The sequence below is a fragment of the Photobacterium gaetbulicola genome (assembly GCF_003025515.1).
GTDB classification, from domain to species: domain Bacteria; phylum Pseudomonadota; class Gammaproteobacteria; order Enterobacterales; family Vibrionaceae; genus Photobacterium; species Photobacterium gaetbulicola.
The window spans coordinates 270,202-287,615 of the sequence record NZ_PYME01000003.1 but is presented as its reverse complement, the minus strand read 5'-3'; the positions used below and the strand labels follow the sequence as shown (position 1 = coordinate 287,615).

General features: G+C 45.8%; 12 protein-coding genes, 1 pseudogene and 1 riboswitch. Of the genes and pseudogenes, 7 read left to right on the top strand and 6 right to left on the bottom strand.

Annotated features, from left to right (window positions below; translation table 11 throughout):
- The first annotated feature begins 225 nt into the window (after positions 1-225).
- The 3 genes from C9J03_RS04065 to C9J03_RS04055 are packed head-to-tail and all read left to right on the top strand — an operon-like array spanning position 226 to position 8,121.
- Positions 226-537 (top strand): hypothetical protein, encoded by a 312-nt coding sequence (locus C9J03_RS04065; RefSeq protein WP_044621796.1) that lies wholly within the window; start codon positions 226-228, stop codon positions 535-537.
- Positions 534-7,697 carry an RHS repeat-associated core domain-containing protein gene (locus tag C9J03_RS04060; RefSeq protein ID WP_044621795.1) on the top strand — a complete coding sequence of 2,388 codons (7,164 nt, stop codon included), beginning with the start codon at positions 534-536 and terminating at the stop codon, positions 7,695-7,697. Before C9J03_RS04065 ends, C9J03_RS04060 begins: the two co-directional genes overlap by 4 nt.
- Positions 7,681-8,121 (top strand): hypothetical protein, encoded by a 441-nt coding sequence (locus tag C9J03_RS04055; RefSeq protein ID WP_146149064.1) that lies wholly within the window; start codon positions 7,681-7,683, stop codon positions 8,119-8,121. The genes C9J03_RS04060 and C9J03_RS04055 overlap by 17 nt, the downstream gene beginning before the upstream one ends.
- Before the next feature lie 358 nt (positions 8,122-8,479).
- Here C9J03_RS04055 and C9J03_RS04050 read toward each other — a convergent pair whose 3' ends face one another.
- From C9J03_RS04050 to C9J03_RS04035, 4 genes are all read right to left on the bottom strand, one after another.
- Positions 8,480-9,544 (bottom strand): saccharopine dehydrogenase, encoded by a 1,065-nt coding sequence (locus C9J03_RS04050; RefSeq protein ID WP_044621793.1) that lies wholly within the window; start codon positions 9,542-9,544, stop codon positions 8,480-8,482.
- A gap of 45 nt (positions 9,545-9,589) precedes the next feature.
- Positions 9,590-11,083, bottom strand: coding sequence for a Na+/H+ antiporter NhaC family protein (locus tag C9J03_RS04045; RefSeq protein WP_044621792.1), 1,494 nt, complete (start codon positions 11,081-11,083; stop codon positions 9,590-9,592).
- A gap of 124 nt (positions 11,084-11,207) precedes the next feature.
- Positions 11,208-11,385, bottom strand: a riboswitch (Lysine riboswitch).
- Positions 11,386-11,854: 469 nt separating this feature from the next.
- Complete coding sequence (gene cspE, locus C9J03_RS04040) at positions 11,855-12,064, bottom strand: transcription antiterminator/RNA stability regulator CspE (protein ID WP_039466278.1); 210 nt, start codon at positions 12,062-12,064, stop codon at positions 11,855-11,857.
- A 409-nt stretch (positions 12,065-12,473) separates the two neighbouring features.
- A complete protein-coding gene (locus C9J03_RS04035; protein WP_044621791.1) occupies positions 12,474-13,685 on the bottom strand; it encodes an adenosylhomocysteinase in 1,212 nt (403 codons plus the stop codon).
- Positions 13,686-13,969: 284 nt separating this feature from the next.
- On the opposite strand from C9J03_RS04035, the gene C9J03_RS04030 reads away from it, so the two are divergent.
- The 3 genes from C9J03_RS04030 (at position 13,970) to C9J03_RS26460 (ending at position 15,709) form a co-directional block, all read left to right on the top strand.
- On the top strand, positions 13,970-14,842 hold the full coding sequence (locus C9J03_RS04030) for a LysR family transcriptional regulator (RefSeq protein ID WP_231580608.1): 873 nt from the start codon (positions 13,970-13,972) through the stop codon (positions 14,840-14,842).
- Positions 14,843-14,979: 137 nt separating this feature from the next.
- Positions 14,980-15,300, top strand: coding sequence for a hypothetical protein (locus C9J03_RS04025; RefSeq protein ID WP_039466276.1), 321 nt, complete (start codon positions 14,980-14,982; stop codon positions 15,298-15,300).
- A gap of 190 nt (positions 15,301-15,490) precedes the next feature.
- Positions 15,491-15,709 (top strand): hypothetical protein, encoded by a 219-nt coding sequence (locus C9J03_RS26460; protein WP_146149063.1) that lies wholly within the window; start codon positions 15,491-15,493, stop codon positions 15,707-15,709.
- Between the two features lie 75 nt (positions 15,710-15,784).
- On the opposite strand, the pseudogene C9J03_RS26875 reads toward C9J03_RS26460, so the two are convergent.
- Positions 15,785-15,967: pseudogene (locus C9J03_RS26875) on the bottom strand (winged helix-turn-helix transcriptional regulator); the annotation flags it as partial.
- 174 nt (positions 15,968-16,141) lie between these two features.
- Here C9J03_RS26875 and C9J03_RS04015 point away from each other — a divergent pair.
- Positions 16,142-16,792, top strand: a complete 651-nt coding sequence (locus C9J03_RS04015) for a cupin domain-containing protein (RefSeq protein ID WP_044621789.1) — start codon at positions 16,142-16,144, stop codon at positions 16,790-16,792.
- Between the two features lie 17 nt (positions 16,793-16,809).
- Here the strand turns inward: C9J03_RS04015 and C9J03_RS04010 are convergent, their stop codons facing one another.
- Positions 16,810-17,298, bottom strand: coding sequence for a GNAT family N-acetyltransferase (locus tag C9J03_RS04010; RefSeq protein WP_044621788.1), 489 nt, complete (start codon positions 17,296-17,298; stop codon positions 16,810-16,812).
- Positions 17,299-17,414: the final 116 nt, after the last annotated feature.

Genomic DNA, 17,414 nt, shown 5'->3' with positions numbered 1-17,414 from the left:
AGTACATCACAGGATATTACAGCGAGATCAGGCCACATCAATATAACGGTGGTCTGACGCCAAATGAGTCAGAACGGTTATTCTGGAATGACTCTAAAACCGTGGCCAATTTTACTTGACCACTACACAGTGCCTACTGATTACCTTTGAATGCTTCACATGTGATAGCTGGCTATGGATGATTAAGGTTGTCTTTGTCGCGTAGCTTTATATAAGGAACTTATTTTGAAATTCAATTATTTAATAATTGGGTTCTGCATGTCTGTGCTTGTTCTTTTTTCGGTGCATCATTTTAAGACTTTACCAGATGCATTAAACAGGACTGCTATCGATATCCCAGTTGAAAAAGAGCCACCAAAACTCTTATCTCACTACAAAGATAGGATAAAGGCGATAGATCAGAGCTTGAATAGAGATATTGGAGAGAGTGTGCCAGAAACTGGAGATGGACGTATAAATCATTCTCAGTACGCGCCACCTGAAACTGTTGTTTTGTTGTTGGATGAAATCGATAAAATTAGGAGGGCGATAGAATGACGTTTAGGTTTGGTTTTATTGCACTTGGAGCATTACTATCGTTACCAGCATTAAGCAGTACCATAACTCACCAATCTGGTGTTGGTGTAATTCAATCTGAATATCGCATCAATGATGGCAGCGTAAATTACACAATTCCCATAACGGTTCCAAAAGGTATTACTGATTTTTCTCCTCAATTAAGCTTAAATTACAATCATAATTTGGGTCAGGGATCACTTGGGGTGGGGTGGACGCTTGGTGGCCCTAGCATGATAGAGCGTTGCGACAAGATAGTTTATAACGCTCAGTATCGTGAGTATGAGCGGCAGAGACCTGAACTTACCAAGAGCGATATTTGGTGTATCGATGGAACCCCATTGGTACAAACTAACGCGACCAGGATGAGACCTGGCACTAGAGGAGCGACTTTTCAGCTTGAAAGTGATCCAACGTATTATATTGAGGTAAAACGGGATGACAACTGGGGGCCGACTGAATTCGAAATTGTTTCTAGAGATGGTATAAAACACACCTATAAAACCCCCGTTTATGCAACGGATTTTGGCAGAAAACCATCAAAGTTACTCCTGACTAGCTCAATTCCTAATTATTCATCCAATGACAGAAGCGCGATCACATACCATTACTCGGATCTTGATGAAAATGGGGATCAATATGCTCGCTTAGAACGAGTAAGCTATGCGGGGGGCGATGTCGTTTTTAATTGGAACATAAACTCTTCAGTTAAACCGTCTTGGTACCATGGGCGCCGACAATCATATAACTATTATCTCAGTAGTGTTGATGTACGTGGTGCAGCTACCGATAAACTACTTTGGCGCTATGGTATACAATACACCACAGATAACCACACAGGGCTGAGGTATGTTGACTCAGTTAGCCAGTGTAATGGTGAGGATTGCTTACCTCCATTAGTATTTGAATATGCTTGGCAATCTAACGAATCAAACTTTACTCTATCAAAAGAACAGAACTTCACGGCTAAAGGTTATAAATTTAACCTCGTTAATGATATTACAGGGAATGGTATTAAGGACTTTATTGGTGTCGACAATAATGGTCTCATCTATATCTCGAAAGGTTACTATAAAAATGGCATTTTAAGTTGGGAACCTTATAAAAAAGTCTTTAGTGACGCCAATGATGTAATGAAAAACGCCACATCCATAAAGATAATGGATGTCAATGGCGATAATAATTTGCAGCTTATCTTCCTTCAAGATAGCCGATTTGCGGGGTTATCAGTAATCGAGGTTAGCGATATTCTATCAGCAATCAATGAAGCTGGGACACCTTCATATCGAGGATGGTGGAAGACTCCGGGGTGTCAATATAATTCGTGGGGTTGGTGGGGGAAGATTCGTTATGAGCATATACTTGGCCGGAGCTTACCGGAGCTTATTCTTGAGTGCGAACATTATGACCATGATGAATACTGGGATGGTATGGAGCAGTCATACCACTCACGTCAACGAAAGGGACTCGGATGGGAGTGGTTTGATGATCCAGATATGATTCAAGAAAGGGTACGTACTGATTTCAATGCTCAATTACACTTATTGGGAGATCTGACCAATAATGGTGTTTTGGATAATGTAACTAGAAATGGCGCATACATTTATAACGAAAAGCTTGATCCTAAAAAAGCATATGGTAAGTGGGAAAAAGTACACTCTGTAAACTCGAATGCTGAATGGTTGATTGATATTAACGGAGATGGATTTGTTGATCTCGTTGAGGTAAATGATAAGGAAGTTCGATATTTTCAGGGGAAAGGCGACGGCACGTTTACTGCACGAGAAACCCTTCTTTCAATGTCTGGTTCCTACCGTGATACTCGCAGGGGGTTTGCGGATATCAACCAGAATGGGCTCTCTGATTTTTACTACATCGATGACTCAGGGCGTTTGTATGTGCATTACAACTTCAATGGACAGATATCGAAAAATGCCACACTTGTTTATTCAGGAGTTCATAAACCATCAAAAGACGATTTTGTTAATTTCGTAGATTTCGCTGGTAACGGGCGTGTTTCTTTGGTCATTCTTCGAGACGGAGAGGCAGCGCAAATTTACCACGGTTCATTCTCTTCAAAATTGCAGTACTTGACGGCAGTCACAAGCAAATACGCACCAAAGGTCGAGTTTGAATACGGCTTTTCGCATGATGAGGGGCATGATCTTTATGTACCTCAGTTTTTCTATCATGAAAATAGGCAGCAGAAAACACACCTAAGAACATCATCATATGATAATCCCCATGGCTCATTCCTGATCAGTTCGGTTAAGGTCAGGGATAGTAAGAACGTGGTTACAGGCCACAGTTCTTACCGATATGGTGGACAGCGTATCGGCAGAAATTTCCGCGGGTACCTTGGAATGGCCATGGTTAATGTGAAAGATGAATTGACGGGCCGTGAACTAAAAGAGCGACGACATTTAATTTACCCCTTCAATGGGCAAACAGCCTTGGTTGAGGAGCGGTTAAACGGAAAGATATTAAACAAACGTACAAACTCATTTTGTGCCAATGGTGTATCTCCTTCCGGTAGTGAACTAAAAGTGTCCGGTGTTGAGTCTTGTGGCGTCGTGGTTGATGCGGATACGGAAGTTAATCGGTGGTATACCGCTTTAATCGAAAACGTTGAGAATGCACATGACATTAATGAGGAGCAATTAACTACATCAATTACGAAGTACGCGAACTTCGATAAGTTCATGAATGTTGGATGGATAAACTCACGTGTTACTGTAAAGGGCGGCAAAGAAGACGGCAAAAACTATACAGTAAGAACCGTAAACAAGTTTGGTCCACCTAATATCAATAGATGGTTTATTGATAGGCTACTGAGTTCAACGGTTACGCACTTTAAAGGTGATGACGAAGTCAGCAATACCGTGTCATTTGGTTATGATTTTGCTTCAGGCCTATTAACCTCAGAGAAAGGGGGGGACGCCGAAGATAACTACAGAATATATTACACGTATGACTCATATGGAAATATCACCCGAGAAAGAACAACAGGTAGCCATTTAGAATCAAACCGTGAGGTTGTGTACTCCTATAACAGTAATTTTCCTCAATTGTTGGATAGTAAGTCAATAACGACACGACGCTTTGATATTGATGGGAAAAAGCTCAGTGATGTTGTCCATAAATCAAGCTATGTGTATGACGAAGATACTGGCTTGCTGTTACAAGAGCAAGCACCAGGTTTCCACTTGGGGAGCGCAATACAACACAGCTATGACTGGTTGGGGTATAGAACGAACACTCAAATGCCGTGGGATATTGGGGTAAGTACAGTGTCTGGTCGAAGTGCAGATGCGAATGCTTGTCGAGCTGTCACTGGTGGTACAACAATTGATAATTTTGGTTGGTGTGAGTTCGTTCGACCGGCATCTGAGCCAGCGAATATTATTGTTTATGATATCTTTGGTCGACCATTTCGAGAATTGAGACAATCATTACAGGGTAAATGGATTGTTATCGATAAGCAGTACAACAACCGTGGAGAGATTGTTGCGACGACGAGACCGTATTTCGAAGGTCAATCCTCTTTTTTCTCAGTGAAGCATGATTATGATGAAATGGGGCGTTTGACAAAGATAAGTGAACCAGGCCCGCTTGGTGAGTCAGACAGTGTAACCACTTTGCATTACAGTCCTCATCAGATCACCCGTATAGATAAGCTGGGAGCTCAAAAAACGGAGTTCTACAATGTTCATGGTAATACTCGCAAGGTGATCACTGCCGGAAAAGCTGATATAGAACATAATTATTACGCTGATGGGTCTTTAGCTTCAACGTTGCATGATGGTAAGTACGCTACCTCCTTCGCATACAATGCACTGGGTCACAAAGTAAGAATGACGGATCCGGCCGCAGGTACCATCCAATATGGATACAACGGTGTTGGTGAGTTGATTGTACAAACCGATGCGCTCGGTACAGTTACCAAAAGTCACTATGACGAGCTGGGCCGTATATATCTTCAGACACGACAGGGTACCAAAGGGCGACTGGAAGAATCCCGTTGGGAGTATGACTCTACGTTTATTGGACAGTTAGCTGCAGAGCGGCAAAGAGTCGCAATTAATGGGATATGGCAGCCTGACGAGGAATCAATTCTACGTTATGAGTACAACTTTTCTTCAAAAGGCGCTGGCCAGCTGAAAAAGGTGACTCAAGAGTTGAATGACTCTGTGTATGGCCATCAGCGTTTTGTTACCGAATATAAGTATGACGAGACGGGGCGTGTTATTGAAGAAGTTCGACCAGATGGTTTCCGTCAGCAAAATGTCTATGAGAATGGCCATTTAAGAGCGATTAAAGGGCCTGCGGGGCAGCATAACCTTGAACTGAGTAAAGAAGAGATCGAGCAATTGATCGCAGATGCACTAAAGCATGCCGAGCTTTATGCAAATGAGGCAGCATCACTTTACTCGCAAGCCATGGACGCGAAGTCCTGGGCGGATGAGATTGTAGATGCGAGCAACAATACGATGCCAGTGAATGGGGTCGACGATGTTTCATTTAGCCGATACAAAGGAATGGCACATGATATTTGGGAATCTGATCTAGGTTTTTTACTGATTGAGACGCCGGAACTATTTGTTCCTATTGACGGTGGCCTGCTGTCAATTGTACCGCTGATCCCAGAGTTCCATCATATCTATGATCCTGTTTCTGGAAACATGGAGCAAATTAGCCATGACATGTATTTGCAGCTGATTAATGGAGTAGTTAGTGATAAATGGGGGCGTTTTGAGAAAAATGAAAGCAGTAAAGCTTGGATAGGAGATCTCAATGACAGCGGACAGTTGGAGATCATCATTGCTGATGTGGATGAATACGGCAATAATCCATTCTTCAAAAAAGAATGGAACGGAAGTCTTTCGGATTTAGCCCGTGAATATAATCTAGCCTACCAAATGCTAATGGGCCGTTATTATGATTATTTGGCCGCAGCTGAAGATATGTTGTCTTTGGCGACTCAACTTGCGTCTATGTCGAGCCATTTTAATCGGTTATTCGAAACAGAGACAGATCGAGCCGAGCGATGGGAAAGTCTTGCGGATATTTCTGATAATCCTGATGCAGAAATTTATTACTGGCTAGCGCAGGAAGTCGATGCTTCAGGTCGTGTAAAAGCTGAGATGTTTGGCAACGGGGTAAGCTCGGATTACTTCTATTACGAAGGAACCGGTCAGCTACACAACATTGATACTCGTGGACCCGCATCCAGTGGGTATGGCTTATCCAGCCAGGGGTGGTCACGCAATTTGCGTTTTGGATACGACCGGAATGACAATATGACCGTCCGTGAAAACCTCACCTTAGGGATAAAAGAGAAGTTTGCATTTGATGCCGCTGAGCAACTGATTTCGGTATCATACAGAAGTTCTATTGCTGAGGTTGTTGGGAAAGGTGCCCGTTTCAATGAAAACTTTACATATGATAAGCGGGGGAACTTCAAATCAAAAGATGGGGTAGCATACCAATACAGTGGAAGAGGTTATGGCCCAAGCAAAATTGGTGATAAGGATGTGACATATGACGCTAACGGAGCAGTAACACAGATTGGCAACCAGTACTTTGTATGGGGTCTGGCAGGGCAAGCCCTAAAGCAGCATACGGGTGATAATTTTGCTCAATTCACATACGGTACATCAGGCAACCGATTAAGAAAAGTCAGTGGTAATGGTGAACGCCTTTTCTATCAAGGTTCAAGTTTTGAGAAAAGGTATACGCAGGGCTCGGAGGGGCTCCAGGTCGAGTACCATAACTTTATCAATGCTGGAGGCCGTGCCATTGCTGTCAGTATGGATATTCGTAAAGCTGAAGACGAAAGCCCAATCAGTAAAGAGGTACATTATTTCCATAAAGATTCATTGGGCTCGATTACTTTGGTTACCAATGCCATAGGAGAGCAAGTTAGCCAGACGTTGTTTGATGCATGGGGGAAAGCCAGGGAGATAGAGTGGGATCGTCATAACCTTGAGCAGAATAAGCTGTTTGGCTCGATCACCAATCGTGGATTTACAGGGCATGAGCATATACCCGAAGTTGACCTAATCCATATGAATGCCAGAGTGTATTCGCCAGAGTATGGTATCTTCTTGAGCCCCGACTCTGTGCTGCAAAACCCTAACAATAGCCACAATTACAACCGTTACAGTTATGTTTGGAATAACCCATTAAAGTACCACGATCCAACAGGTAACTTTATAGGGCTAGTTACCTCCGTAGTGTTCGGGCTTATGCTCAAAGCGGGTGTTCATTGGGCCGTAGTCAGTACAATATCATTTACGATGACATACGTAGTCAGTCGGTCTTTTGGCCTGAGTCCAAGGGATGCATTCAAGGCTGGGTTAACTGCGGGGATATTTTCAGCTGTCGGAGCAGGTTTTGCTGAGGGAGGCTTTCTTTCGAATATGATAGGTGAAAATCCTTTGGTTAAATCATTAACCCATGGTGTGGTTGGCGGTGGCTTGAACTCATTGAATGGAGACAGTTTCTCTGCGGGTTTTTTCTCCGCGGCTTTTGGTAAAGCAACCAGCCAGGCAAGTAGTCTCCTCGATATGATTGGTGGTAGTGGTAAATTCAATGCGGTGGGTATCGATTTTGGTGAGTTGGCCATTGCAGCGATAGCTGGAGGCGCGGGAAGTAAAATGGGCGGTGGCTCGTTTACGAAAGGAGTACAGACTGCTTCTTTGGCTAATTTGTTTAATTCACAATCTGAAGCGATTAAAGGTCTGATTGATAGTGGTTTTGCGTACAAAAGTGCAAGTGGACGTAACTCAGAAGCTTGGTATAAGATGAACTTTTATAGAACTGCTCCTATCGAAATAATTTATGAATTACATCCAAGATTACGAAGTTGGGGCGATGATCGTTTAGCAAGAAATGACGTGTATATGGAAGCAAGGAATGAGTGGAATATATCTATTGTCGCGAAGATGTTCTATTCATCGGAGATGGTCGCACATTCGATAAATCTTGCATACCAGTATGCTTCTAGTGCTGCTCAAAAGAATGCGTTTGTAAAATCTTTGTCTGTAACTGGGTATTTTACCAAAAAGTCAGCTGAGTTTATGTGGGAAGCATACCAGCAGTATGGTAGTTATAAGGAGCTGTATGATGAGTTTAACTAGCCTTTTTATTTCGGTAATGAGCTTGACTGTGGTTGAGACTTATCATTTTCATGATAATGAATGGCCTATGGTTAAGGGCTTTACATCGGTTCAGCATAATGAGTCTATACACTTTAGCTATGATATTGACTTGTTGGAGCACAGTGATGACTTGGATGGACTTAATGGAGCAATAATTGTTTTTAGTGATGGTCAATGCAACAAGGTAAACCCTGATTATATAAAGTCTCAATCAATTATTGGTAAACTGCATTCATATGAATTTCGTGGTTTAAAGGTAGGCTCACCAGGAGGAACCCCATTTGAAACTATTGAAGTTCCAACAAAAAATGATGGTTGTGTTATGTATATTGGGTCGTCAATTATAGAGCAATTTACTAATGAGATGCTGCCCGCGTCTGGGGTTCCATATGAGTTGTATTAGCACTTGTAAGTTGATTGACTTTATTTGATGTGTTGTTTGTGATGATCATCATTTAACGTAAATAAAAAATAGCCACCTTTATATGAAGGTGGCTTTCCAGTGCTTTAGATAGCATAGAACTGAAATAACAAACTTATCTACCTTTTGAGCCTGTCACGGTGGATTGCGATTAGCTAAAGTTATTCATCACTTCCTAAATTAGCAAAAGCCCTGACACAGAATTGTCCAAAAATGTGTCACGTGGTAAAGCTTATTCGCATAGGTCACACCATTAAGACTTCGATTCATTGGTATAAAAAAGGGACCTAACAAACGTAGATCCCCTTCTCTCATTGGCCTAGGCAAATCGCCGCGATGTTTACTTTACAATGTTCTGCGCCGTCGCGTAGAAATCACGTGCCCTTGCCCAGACGCCGTTGGGATCTTCACTTTTGCACAGAGTCAGAAGATGCGGCAGCAGCTGACCGGCGAAATCTTCGCTGCTTTCTTTCGGCAGTACTGTCGGTAGGTGGTCGACCGCCTGCACATATAACCCGCTGACCTCCGACTCAATAATCGGCTTCGCCAACTTGGTGCTTTGGCTGTAGATGCGGATTGGGTTATCCGGGTTGTTCGGATCGCAGCTGACATCGCTGACCATGCTCAGGCGTGGGTTCTCACCTAGGCTTTCCTTGGTGATGAACGGAGGCGTGCCTTCTGCTAGGTAAGCACAGTTAACCAAGATGTCGTAATCATTGATTGCGGTGAACGGGCCGCCAGCTTTGGTTTCTTCAATATCCCAGCCGTCGGCATCGATACCCAGCTCGGCAAACAAGTCCAGCGCGCCACGGCCACAGCGGCCAAACTGACCGATAACCAATACCTTAGGCATCTCTGATAGTGTCGCAACCTGCTCGCGCAGTACCGCTAGGTAATGGTCGCGATCAGGGTAGCTGCCCACCGAGCCGAACACGTCTTTACAGTGTAAATGGTGGATATAACCCGATAGACCAATCGCTGCGCCAACGTAGCCAGCCCAGTAACCAAAGGCACAAACACGCTTGCCCATTTCGTCCTGGAGGAATTCCAAGTCAAGGATTTGGCCGCCACCGGCATTGAAGCGCGACAGGATCTGCACCGCTTCATCCTGCCCCTTGAAGGCATGGGCAAAATAAATGTGCTGGTGCTTAAGCGGGAAATCGTCTTCAGCCAGTTCTTTCAAACCCAAGATATAGGCGTGCTCCGGAGCGTCAGTCCAGCTATGGCCTGCCGCCAGCTCACAGCCCACATCGACATAGGCCTGATCAGGAAAAATGCGAGTATCGCTGCGCTCGACGATCACTTGGGCACCCGCATCAATCAGGGCTTTGGCTCCGGTAGGTGTCAATGCGGTGCGGTGCTCACCCACTTTTACTTCATCTCTTAGCCAAAATAGTGTGTTCATTTTCAATCCTTTTTTTAAACGGTAGCTCGTAATAGCAATCGCTATTTAAGCGGTAACTGGGCTGGCTGCGGCCTGACGGCGCACCATCAACACAATCAGTGCAACTTGCAATACGGCGGCCAATACAATGGTGTACGGGCTACGAGTGATTTCGGCAACCATGAAGCCGATGCTGGCGGTCACGCCAGTCAAAATAGCGTACGGGAACTGAGTACGGACATGGGAAACATGATCACATCCGGTCGACATCGAGCTGAGGATCGTGGTGTCGGAAATCGGTGATGAGTGATCCCCCAGCATGCCGCCACTTAGCGCGGCACCAATACAAATCAGCGGGTCGGCGCCCAGTGCACTGGCAACCGGTACCGCAATCGGGATCAGGATGGCGAAGGTACCCCACGACGAACCTGTTGCCACCGAGATAAAACTGCCGATAATGAAAATCAATGCAGGCAGCATGAACACCGGCAAGCGGTCATTCATCACCTGGCTAATATAGTCCCCAGTCCCCAGTGATTTACAGATATCACCCAAGGTCCATGCCAATAGCAAGATAACCAAAATTAGCATGATCCGCTGCATTCCCGACACAAAAGTGTTGAAGGCTGTCGAGGCGGTCATAGTTTTGGTGTAGGCGTAATAGGCAATCGCCGTTACCGAGGCAATCAGATAGCTGGTACCCAGCGATGCACGGATCACAGGGCCATTGATGGCGCCATGCAAGTGGTAATTATAGGTGAACAGCGCGATTAGCGAGCCAAACAGTACCGCCAGTGGCAATACAATCAGTGAGATACGGCCTGATTTCACCTGCTGGTCATCCGCAGATTGCACGCTCACCTCAGCCTGCTGGCGGGCTTGCTGCTCGGCTTCGGCCATTGGCCCCCAGTCTTTTTTTAGCACCGCATAGACAGGCACACTGAACAGTGCCAGCAAGGCATAGAGCTGGTAAGGGATCACCTGAAGGAAAGTCGCAAAACCATCGACCGGCTGGCCCATGTTATCGAACGCGTTCTCAATCAGACCCTGCGAGTAAACACCCCAGCTAATAATCGGGATCAGCACACAAATCGGTGACGAGGTCGAGTCGATGATGAAGGCCAGTTTCTCCTTGCTCAGCTTGAGCTTGTTGTAGATTGGCGAGAACATCGGGCCGAGGATCAGCGAGTTGCCCGAGTCGGTAAAAAACACCCCGATCCCGGTTGCCCAGGTCGCAAGCTGGGCTTTCAATGGTGATGACACATAACGGGTCGCCATGGTCGAAAATGCAGCCATGCCACCGCTTTGCTCGACCAGGTAGATAAAGCCAGAAATGATAGTAATAACAATAATGATCTGTGCGTTGCTGCCCGATGCGAGCTGAGTGAACGGCCCATCAGACAAGAACATCAACGCAGTATCGACAGGGTGGCCCTTGGTTAAGATCAGCATGCCGCTGATCACTGCAACGCCCAGAGCCAAAACAACATGCCGAGTGGTAAAGGCGAGTATCAGCGCCAGCACCGCGGGTACGATGGACAATAATCCGTAATCAGCCATTCGTAGACTTCTCCTAATAAACAACATCAATAAAGTGTGAGTATGTAGAGGAGGGGCGTAAGGAGTACGCGAGCGACAAAGGCTGTACGAAATCGGTAGGTGAACTTACCTGTTCGAAAACAAATATTGCTGTAGCTCTCCATCCGGGCAGGGCCCGAGATGACAGTGCTGCTCCTATTAAGAACAACCCCAGCAGCTTGGCTGACGACCAAAACCACTTCGGCATTGACTCCTTTCGCTTAGCTTCACCGGCTGTCGACCTTCACTAAACTACTGTTAGGCAATGCGCCTCTACGTTGCAGGCAGTGAATAACCACCCGCTCTATATTGAATAAAACACAAAAACAGATAATCCAAATCAACTTGACGTCATAGCGTGACGAAGATCACATAATATATTTCATTAAACACTTATTTAACAAAACTTTGCACTGCCGACTACCAATCTTGCAGCAACAATAACCACATGGGCTGTTTTTTGCTTTCAAGTCGCAAATATCATGTCAGTATTTATCTGAAGTCGTCTTAGCGTTGCCGGATTTGAGCTAAAGGAGCCTGCGTGGAAATCAAAGTAAAGGTGAAACAGCGGAGGAAAAGGTTGCATATTTACCCATCTCCATCCTACCTTCCTCAAATAAAAAAGAGGTATAAGAGATGTTCAGGGATCAGAGATACCCAAGTTACCTCAAGGTGCAGGAAGTACCTTGGGTATATAGCAGATACAAAAAATGCTGGCCTAGGCCAGCATTTTCTTAAAATAAGTTCAATGACTTATAGAGTAACTACGTTTGCAGCTTGAGGACCTTTCTGGCCTTGCTCTACGTCAAAAGAAACTTTCTGACCTTCAGAAAGAGTCTTGAAACCTTCAGAAGCGATTGCGCGGAAGTGTACGAATACGTCTGCACCGCCGTTCTCTTGAGTGATGAAACCGAAACCTTTTTCTTCGTTAAACCACTTAACGATACCAGTAGACTTAGACATGTGTTGTCCCTTATGTAAATTCATTTAAATCGCTATCAACAGCGATCAGTAACAATTGAATTATTAATGTGACGATAAATATAAGGGAAACAGTTAGATACAGCACGAAAACGTAGAAGTATCAGATGGTTTAACTTGTACTTGATGTTGCATTAAATAACTCTTCTCTATTTGAGCCCGCACATCATAACAGCTGGGCAAAAATTATGCAGTGAAATTTTGACAAATCTTAAAAAAAATTTTGGGGACACTAACAATCCGTTCAGCAACTCAAGCACACCACCATAGTATCTCCCCCCTCATCAATGGCTAAAACGAGAAAAAAAACCGGCTATCGTCGCGCTCATGAGGTTGGACAGGGTGACGGCAAAAATACCTCGGGCGCAGCATACCCGAGGTGGTTGCAAAGTTAGTGGTTAATCCAGTGTTTCACAGCAAGTTCAGCAACTTGCATTTCGATATCGAAAGGGACCGGTTGAGGAATATTCTGCAGCGAGTCCCGGTTAAGGGCGATACGCTCTAAACTGAGCGACTGCAATGCCAGGCCGAGATCCATAATTTCTATCGGGTTTCCGTCACCCGCCGATAGGTTAACAAGGTTGGCATCCGACAGGACGAACAGCTGCTTTTCTTCAAGTTGGTAAGCCGTTACATGAGGACGGATCTTATCCTGGCTTTGGCTCACCGCAGCCAAATCCGCAAGGTTGATTTCACGCTGGAAATGCCCCGCATTGGCGATAATCGTATTGTCGCGCATCAATTCGAAGTGCTCCTTACGCAGCACGTTGTCACGGCCAGTAATGGTGACGACCATGTCGGCATCCGGCAAAGCCTCTTCCAAGGTTGAGGTGTAGAAGCCTTCCATATGCGCTTCAAGCAATGTCAGTGGGTTGGACTCAACGACGGTAACATGGGCCCCCATACCTCGCAGGCGCTGCGCCGTACCGGAGCCGCAATAACCATAACCAATCACCACGACCTTCTTGCCGTGCAGCATGACGTTGGTGGCGCGCATGATGCCATCGACAACGGATGAACCCACACCGAAACGGTTTTCGATAATACGTTTGGCTTGGGTATCATTGATGATCAAGGTGCTGAACTTGTCAGCATGGAAGTCTTCACGCAAGCGGTTAGCCCCGGTGGTGGTTTCCTCCGTGGCCCCTAGCAGTGAAGTTTGAAAACCGCTAAATTCTGGCTCGGTAAAAATGAGCTCGTGCAAATCAGCACCGTTGTCGGCAATGATGTCCGGTTGGTGAGATAACACTTTGCGGCAGTAGTTAATATGATCATCAAAGCTTTCGTCACGGCGGGAATAGACACTTACCCCATAGTCTTCGACCAATGCGGCAGCGGTTTCATCTTGGGTTGAACCTGGTGAACCGGTGATCACCACTTTGGCCCCCCCTTTGGTCAAGGCCTCCAGCCACACACCGGTTTTGGCCTCAACGTGCAAGCAAATACCGATTGTCAAACCGGTAAACGGCTTTTCTTTTTCAAAGTGCTCGATAATGCTGCGCATGATTGGCATGTGGCTACGAGCCCATGCGACACGCCTGCGGCCAAGTGGCGCAAGAGATAGATCGGCTACGTCGTGTTCAGGGTAGGTATTCTGTTCCATAGGAGCCTCTGTTGTGAGAACGTTTTGTTGGCCCACAAATCTTCCCTCAAATGCCCTGCAAACTTAATCAACTTATCAAGAACTGATAGTTTCCCCTGAGTGAAAAATAACGTGACCAATCACACATCAACCATAAAAATGATAAAAACCCTCCTATCCAGACTATTGATTTGGTATACAAAATCAATAAGTTTCCACATTGGAAACATTAGCAAAACTGAAACGATCAATAACAGATGCCCTCCCTTCGACACTACGCCACAAGGATCTAACGGGTGAAAACCATGAACCTGAATCTATTGGCCACCTTCTACACCGTGGTCATGAACAACTCGTTTTCAATCGCTGCCGACAAGCTGTGCTTGTCAAAATCCGTGATTAGCAAGCATGTGAAACAGCTCGAGCAAGAATTGCGCTGCTCGCTGATCCAACGTACTACCCGGCAGATCAACCTGACAGAAGAAGGGCAATTCCTTTACGAGCGCTGCGCTGAGATCTTCGACAGCGTTGATAAGTGCTACGACTTCATCGACGAGCGCAAAGATATCGTCAGGGGAAAACTGCGGGTAAAAATGCCAGCGGTGCTGGAGTTCGATGATTTCATCACCGACACCTTTGCCCAGCTGCTATCAACCTATCCAGAGCTAGAACTCGACCTGATTTTTGACAACCAGATTGGCGATCTGATCCATGAGCAGGTCGATCTGGTGCTTAAGATTGGCGCACTGGAAGACAGCTCGTACAAGTGCAAAAAAATCAAAAATATCGGGACCTATGTTGTCGCCTCACCCACGTACTTGGACAGACATGGCATCCCCGTAAAACCATCAGATTTGATTGGCCACAAATGTATGAACTATACCCACTGCCTCACCAAAGATAAGTGGATGTTCATTGATGATGGCAAAGAAACCAAAATAGAAATCTCACCATTCCTGCAGCTTGAGAGTGAGTCATTACTCACGCGATATGCATTAAAGGGCATGGGGGTAACAACCACCCTAGATTTTATTACTGAGTCATATATTCAGTCCGGTGAGCTTGTCAGTCTGCTGGATAACTATACCTGGAAAACCGAACTGTATGCCGTGTATCCCAACAATGCGGTAATCCCTTTGAAAACTCGAAAATTGATCGATTTACTCGCAAACACATAAAGGCCTAAGGATGAAAACAGCGTTTATCTCAGCGCTGCCCAAACACATTTCGAAACACTTCCCCAAGGCATTTTTCAGCACCTATTCAATCTGCGGGGCTATGATGGGCACGAAATATCCACAGAGAATGTAATGCTATGAGTGTGTTCGACCTGATCGCTGAAAACCAGATCCAAGACTACAACCGCCGCAAGGCCAATGGTGAAGTGAAGGAATCACGCACGATTCAACCGGAAGAAAGAACCAGCTTCGAGTCCCACCTGTTCAAGTCAATTGTTGGCTGTTATGAAAAAGCGGCGGAAAAACCAGAGCAAGAACGCCAGGCACTTGAAGAACGCGCTGAAAATCTACGGATGCAATTACTGATTGGGCTGGAGCAAAAGGGGATGCGTATTACTGCCCAGTCAATGTCAAAGGAGCTGATGCTCAAGCGGCAGGCCATTTTGGGCAACGAGTAACGCGACCAATTATGTCGTTTTGTAACCTCGCGTTACACCCTGTTAATTGCCGCTAAGACGTTGGTCTCAAATATAAAAAACTTTTTTGCAACATCATAAGTTCAACTGACAAACCTGATGCATATCAAGTTTTGTGCGGGGTTATTCTGGTTAATTTGTAACCAGACAGAGTGGTCAGGAGAACGATGTTATGAAAGTACCAATTCGATGCCCCGAATGTAACAACACTTCAGGATTAAACCGAGTAAGACGCAAATGGCACGAAAAATCACTGGTTACTACAGGACAGGAAAAACTGCAGTGCCCGAAATGTCTTTCATTTTTCATGCGCGGACTTGGCCAACAAGAGCTTCTCTATATTGGCACCCATGATGCGGTGAAGAAAAAAGTGCCGGAGTTTGAGCTTTAACTTCTCTCATTTCAACTTAGCAAGCTCAACCAATAGCATAAGCGCCGATTATGTCGGCGCTTTTTTCATTTCAGACTAACTTTCAAGTTCATACTGCAACTTCTCGAGTTCATCCAGAATCCGAAGAAACTTCTCGCCAAACAGAATCACATAGTATCCGACACGAAGCGGTAGCTTGTTAAACACGACTTTGTCCAAGATACCGAGCTCGACGTTCTTCCTCTTGCACTCATTAAGCACTTTGATCGATGACCCTTCACCCCCAAAGCATTCATTGACCATTCTATGGCTGATTATGATACTTATATGGAACTCAACAAAGTGACATTCCGACTCAGCCAAACTGTTGCGAAAAACATGATTAAGCAGGGTGGCGGCATAATGGCAGGCCGAAACTAACCTATTGTGAAACCTACCCGGGGAGGGTGAATAATGCTCAACATGGATTTTCAGCAAAGGCTGGTGATCGAGACCGAGAAAATGAAGTGGCAGCCCAGCCCTGCATCAGGAGTATGGCGCAAGCCACTTGAGCGCGAAGCCAAAGAGTCGGGGCATACCACCAGTGTCGTCCGCTATGCCGAAGGCTCATCATTTGCCCCCCACCCTCACCCGATGGGTGAAGAGATCTTTGTGCTCGATGGTGTGTTCTCAGATGAAACCGGTGATTTTGGCCCTGGTACCTATATCCGTAACCCGCCGGGCAGCCAGCATGCCCCATTCAGCAAACGGGGATGTACAATCTTCGTCAAACTCAACCAGTTCATGCCGGAGGACAGCCAGCAACTTCGAATCGATACCCGGCACACCGCCTGGCAACCGGGGATCGGTGGATTACAAGTCATGCCGCTGCATGAGTTCGGCCATCAGCACACCGCCTTGGTGAAATGGCCGACTGGCGAGCATTTCCAGCCCCACCGCCACTGGGGCGGAGAGGAGATCCTGGTTTTGTCTGGGGAGTTTCAGGATGAGTTCGGACAGTATCCTGCTGGTACTTGGCTACGTAGCCCGCACCTGAGCGAGCATTATCCCTTTGTCGAGCAGGAGACCGTCATTTTAGTAAAGACCGGGCACTTGCCGAGTTAAGCACCAAGAGTTCCGAATCAGGCGCTTTGCAGTTTGTAGTAGTCGACGTCTTGCTCGGAATAGCTGTAACTAAAGCCAAGCTTCTTAAGCACATTGACCGACCCGGTATTGTCGGGCTCAACCCCGGCAATGAAACAGGCAGCGTGTTCATACGCAGACAAATAGTTCACCAACCCCAGCATCGCTTCGGTCGCTAATCCTTTGCCCCATTGAGCTTCGTCAAGCACATAACCCAAGCGGTAGCAGTCTTCCGGCTCGGGAAAGACAAATAGATACCCCACCGCTTGCTGCTGCAAGGTTAGCCTCAGCACACTACCGGTTCGTGCCATGCCCTCAAGCCAGTTGGCGACATCCTCCGCCGTGCGGAAATTCTGACAGGACGGTGGCAAGTGACGACTGACCGGCTCGGTAAACATAGTCATGATTTCGTCCTGGATCCCCGGCATAGTGCGGTCTAGGGTCTTGACCGACAGCCTCTCGGTTGAGAAATTGATCTCGATTTTCATTGCCTTATTTCCTTTTATTCATTCACGCCATCTTAATCAAAAACACAGTTTATAGAGATAAATATTTCTCCATGTTCATCCCGCCTCTGAGTCGCTAAGGTCAAACTTGTTTGCTA

Coding starts and splice junctions, on each gene's coding strand:
- C9J03_RS04060 (WP_044621795.1), top strand. CDS start 534: ATGACGTTTAGGTTTGGTTTTATTGCACTTGGAGCATTACTATCGTTA.
- C9J03_RS04055 (WP_146149064.1), top strand. CDS start 7,681: ATGATGAGTTTAACTAGCCTTTTTATTTCGGTAATGAGCTTGACTGTG.
- C9J03_RS04050 (WP_044621793.1), bottom strand. CDS start 9,544: ATGAACACACTATTTTGGCTAAGAGATGAAGTAAAAGTGGGTGAGCAC.
- C9J03_RS04045 (WP_044621792.1), bottom strand. CDS start 11,083: ATGGCTGATTACGGATTATTGTCCATCGTACCCGCGGTGCTGGCGCTG.
- cspE (WP_039466278.1), bottom strand. CDS start 12,064: ATGTCTAAGTCTACTGGTATCGTTAAGTGGTTTAACGAAGAAAAAGGT.
- C9J03_RS04035 (WP_044621791.1), bottom strand. CDS start 13,685: ATGGAACAGAATACCTACCCTGAACACGACGTAGCCGATCTATCTCTT.
- C9J03_RS04030 (WP_231580608.1), top strand. CDS start 13,970: ATGAACCTGAATCTATTGGCCACCTTCTACACCGTGGTCATGAACAAC.
- C9J03_RS04025 (WP_039466276.1), top strand. CDS start 14,980: ATGAGTGTGTTCGACCTGATCGCTGAAAACCAGATCCAAGACTACAAC.
- C9J03_RS26460 (WP_146149063.1), top strand. CDS start 15,491: ATGAAAGTACCAATTCGATGCCCCGAATGTAACAACACTTCAGGATTA.
- C9J03_RS04015 (WP_044621789.1), top strand. CDS start 16,142: ATGCTCAACATGGATTTTCAGCAAAGGCTGGTGATCGAGACCGAGAAA.
- C9J03_RS04010 (WP_044621788.1), bottom strand. CDS start 17,298: ATGAAAATCGAGATCAATTTCTCAACCGAGAGGCTGTCGGTCAAGACC.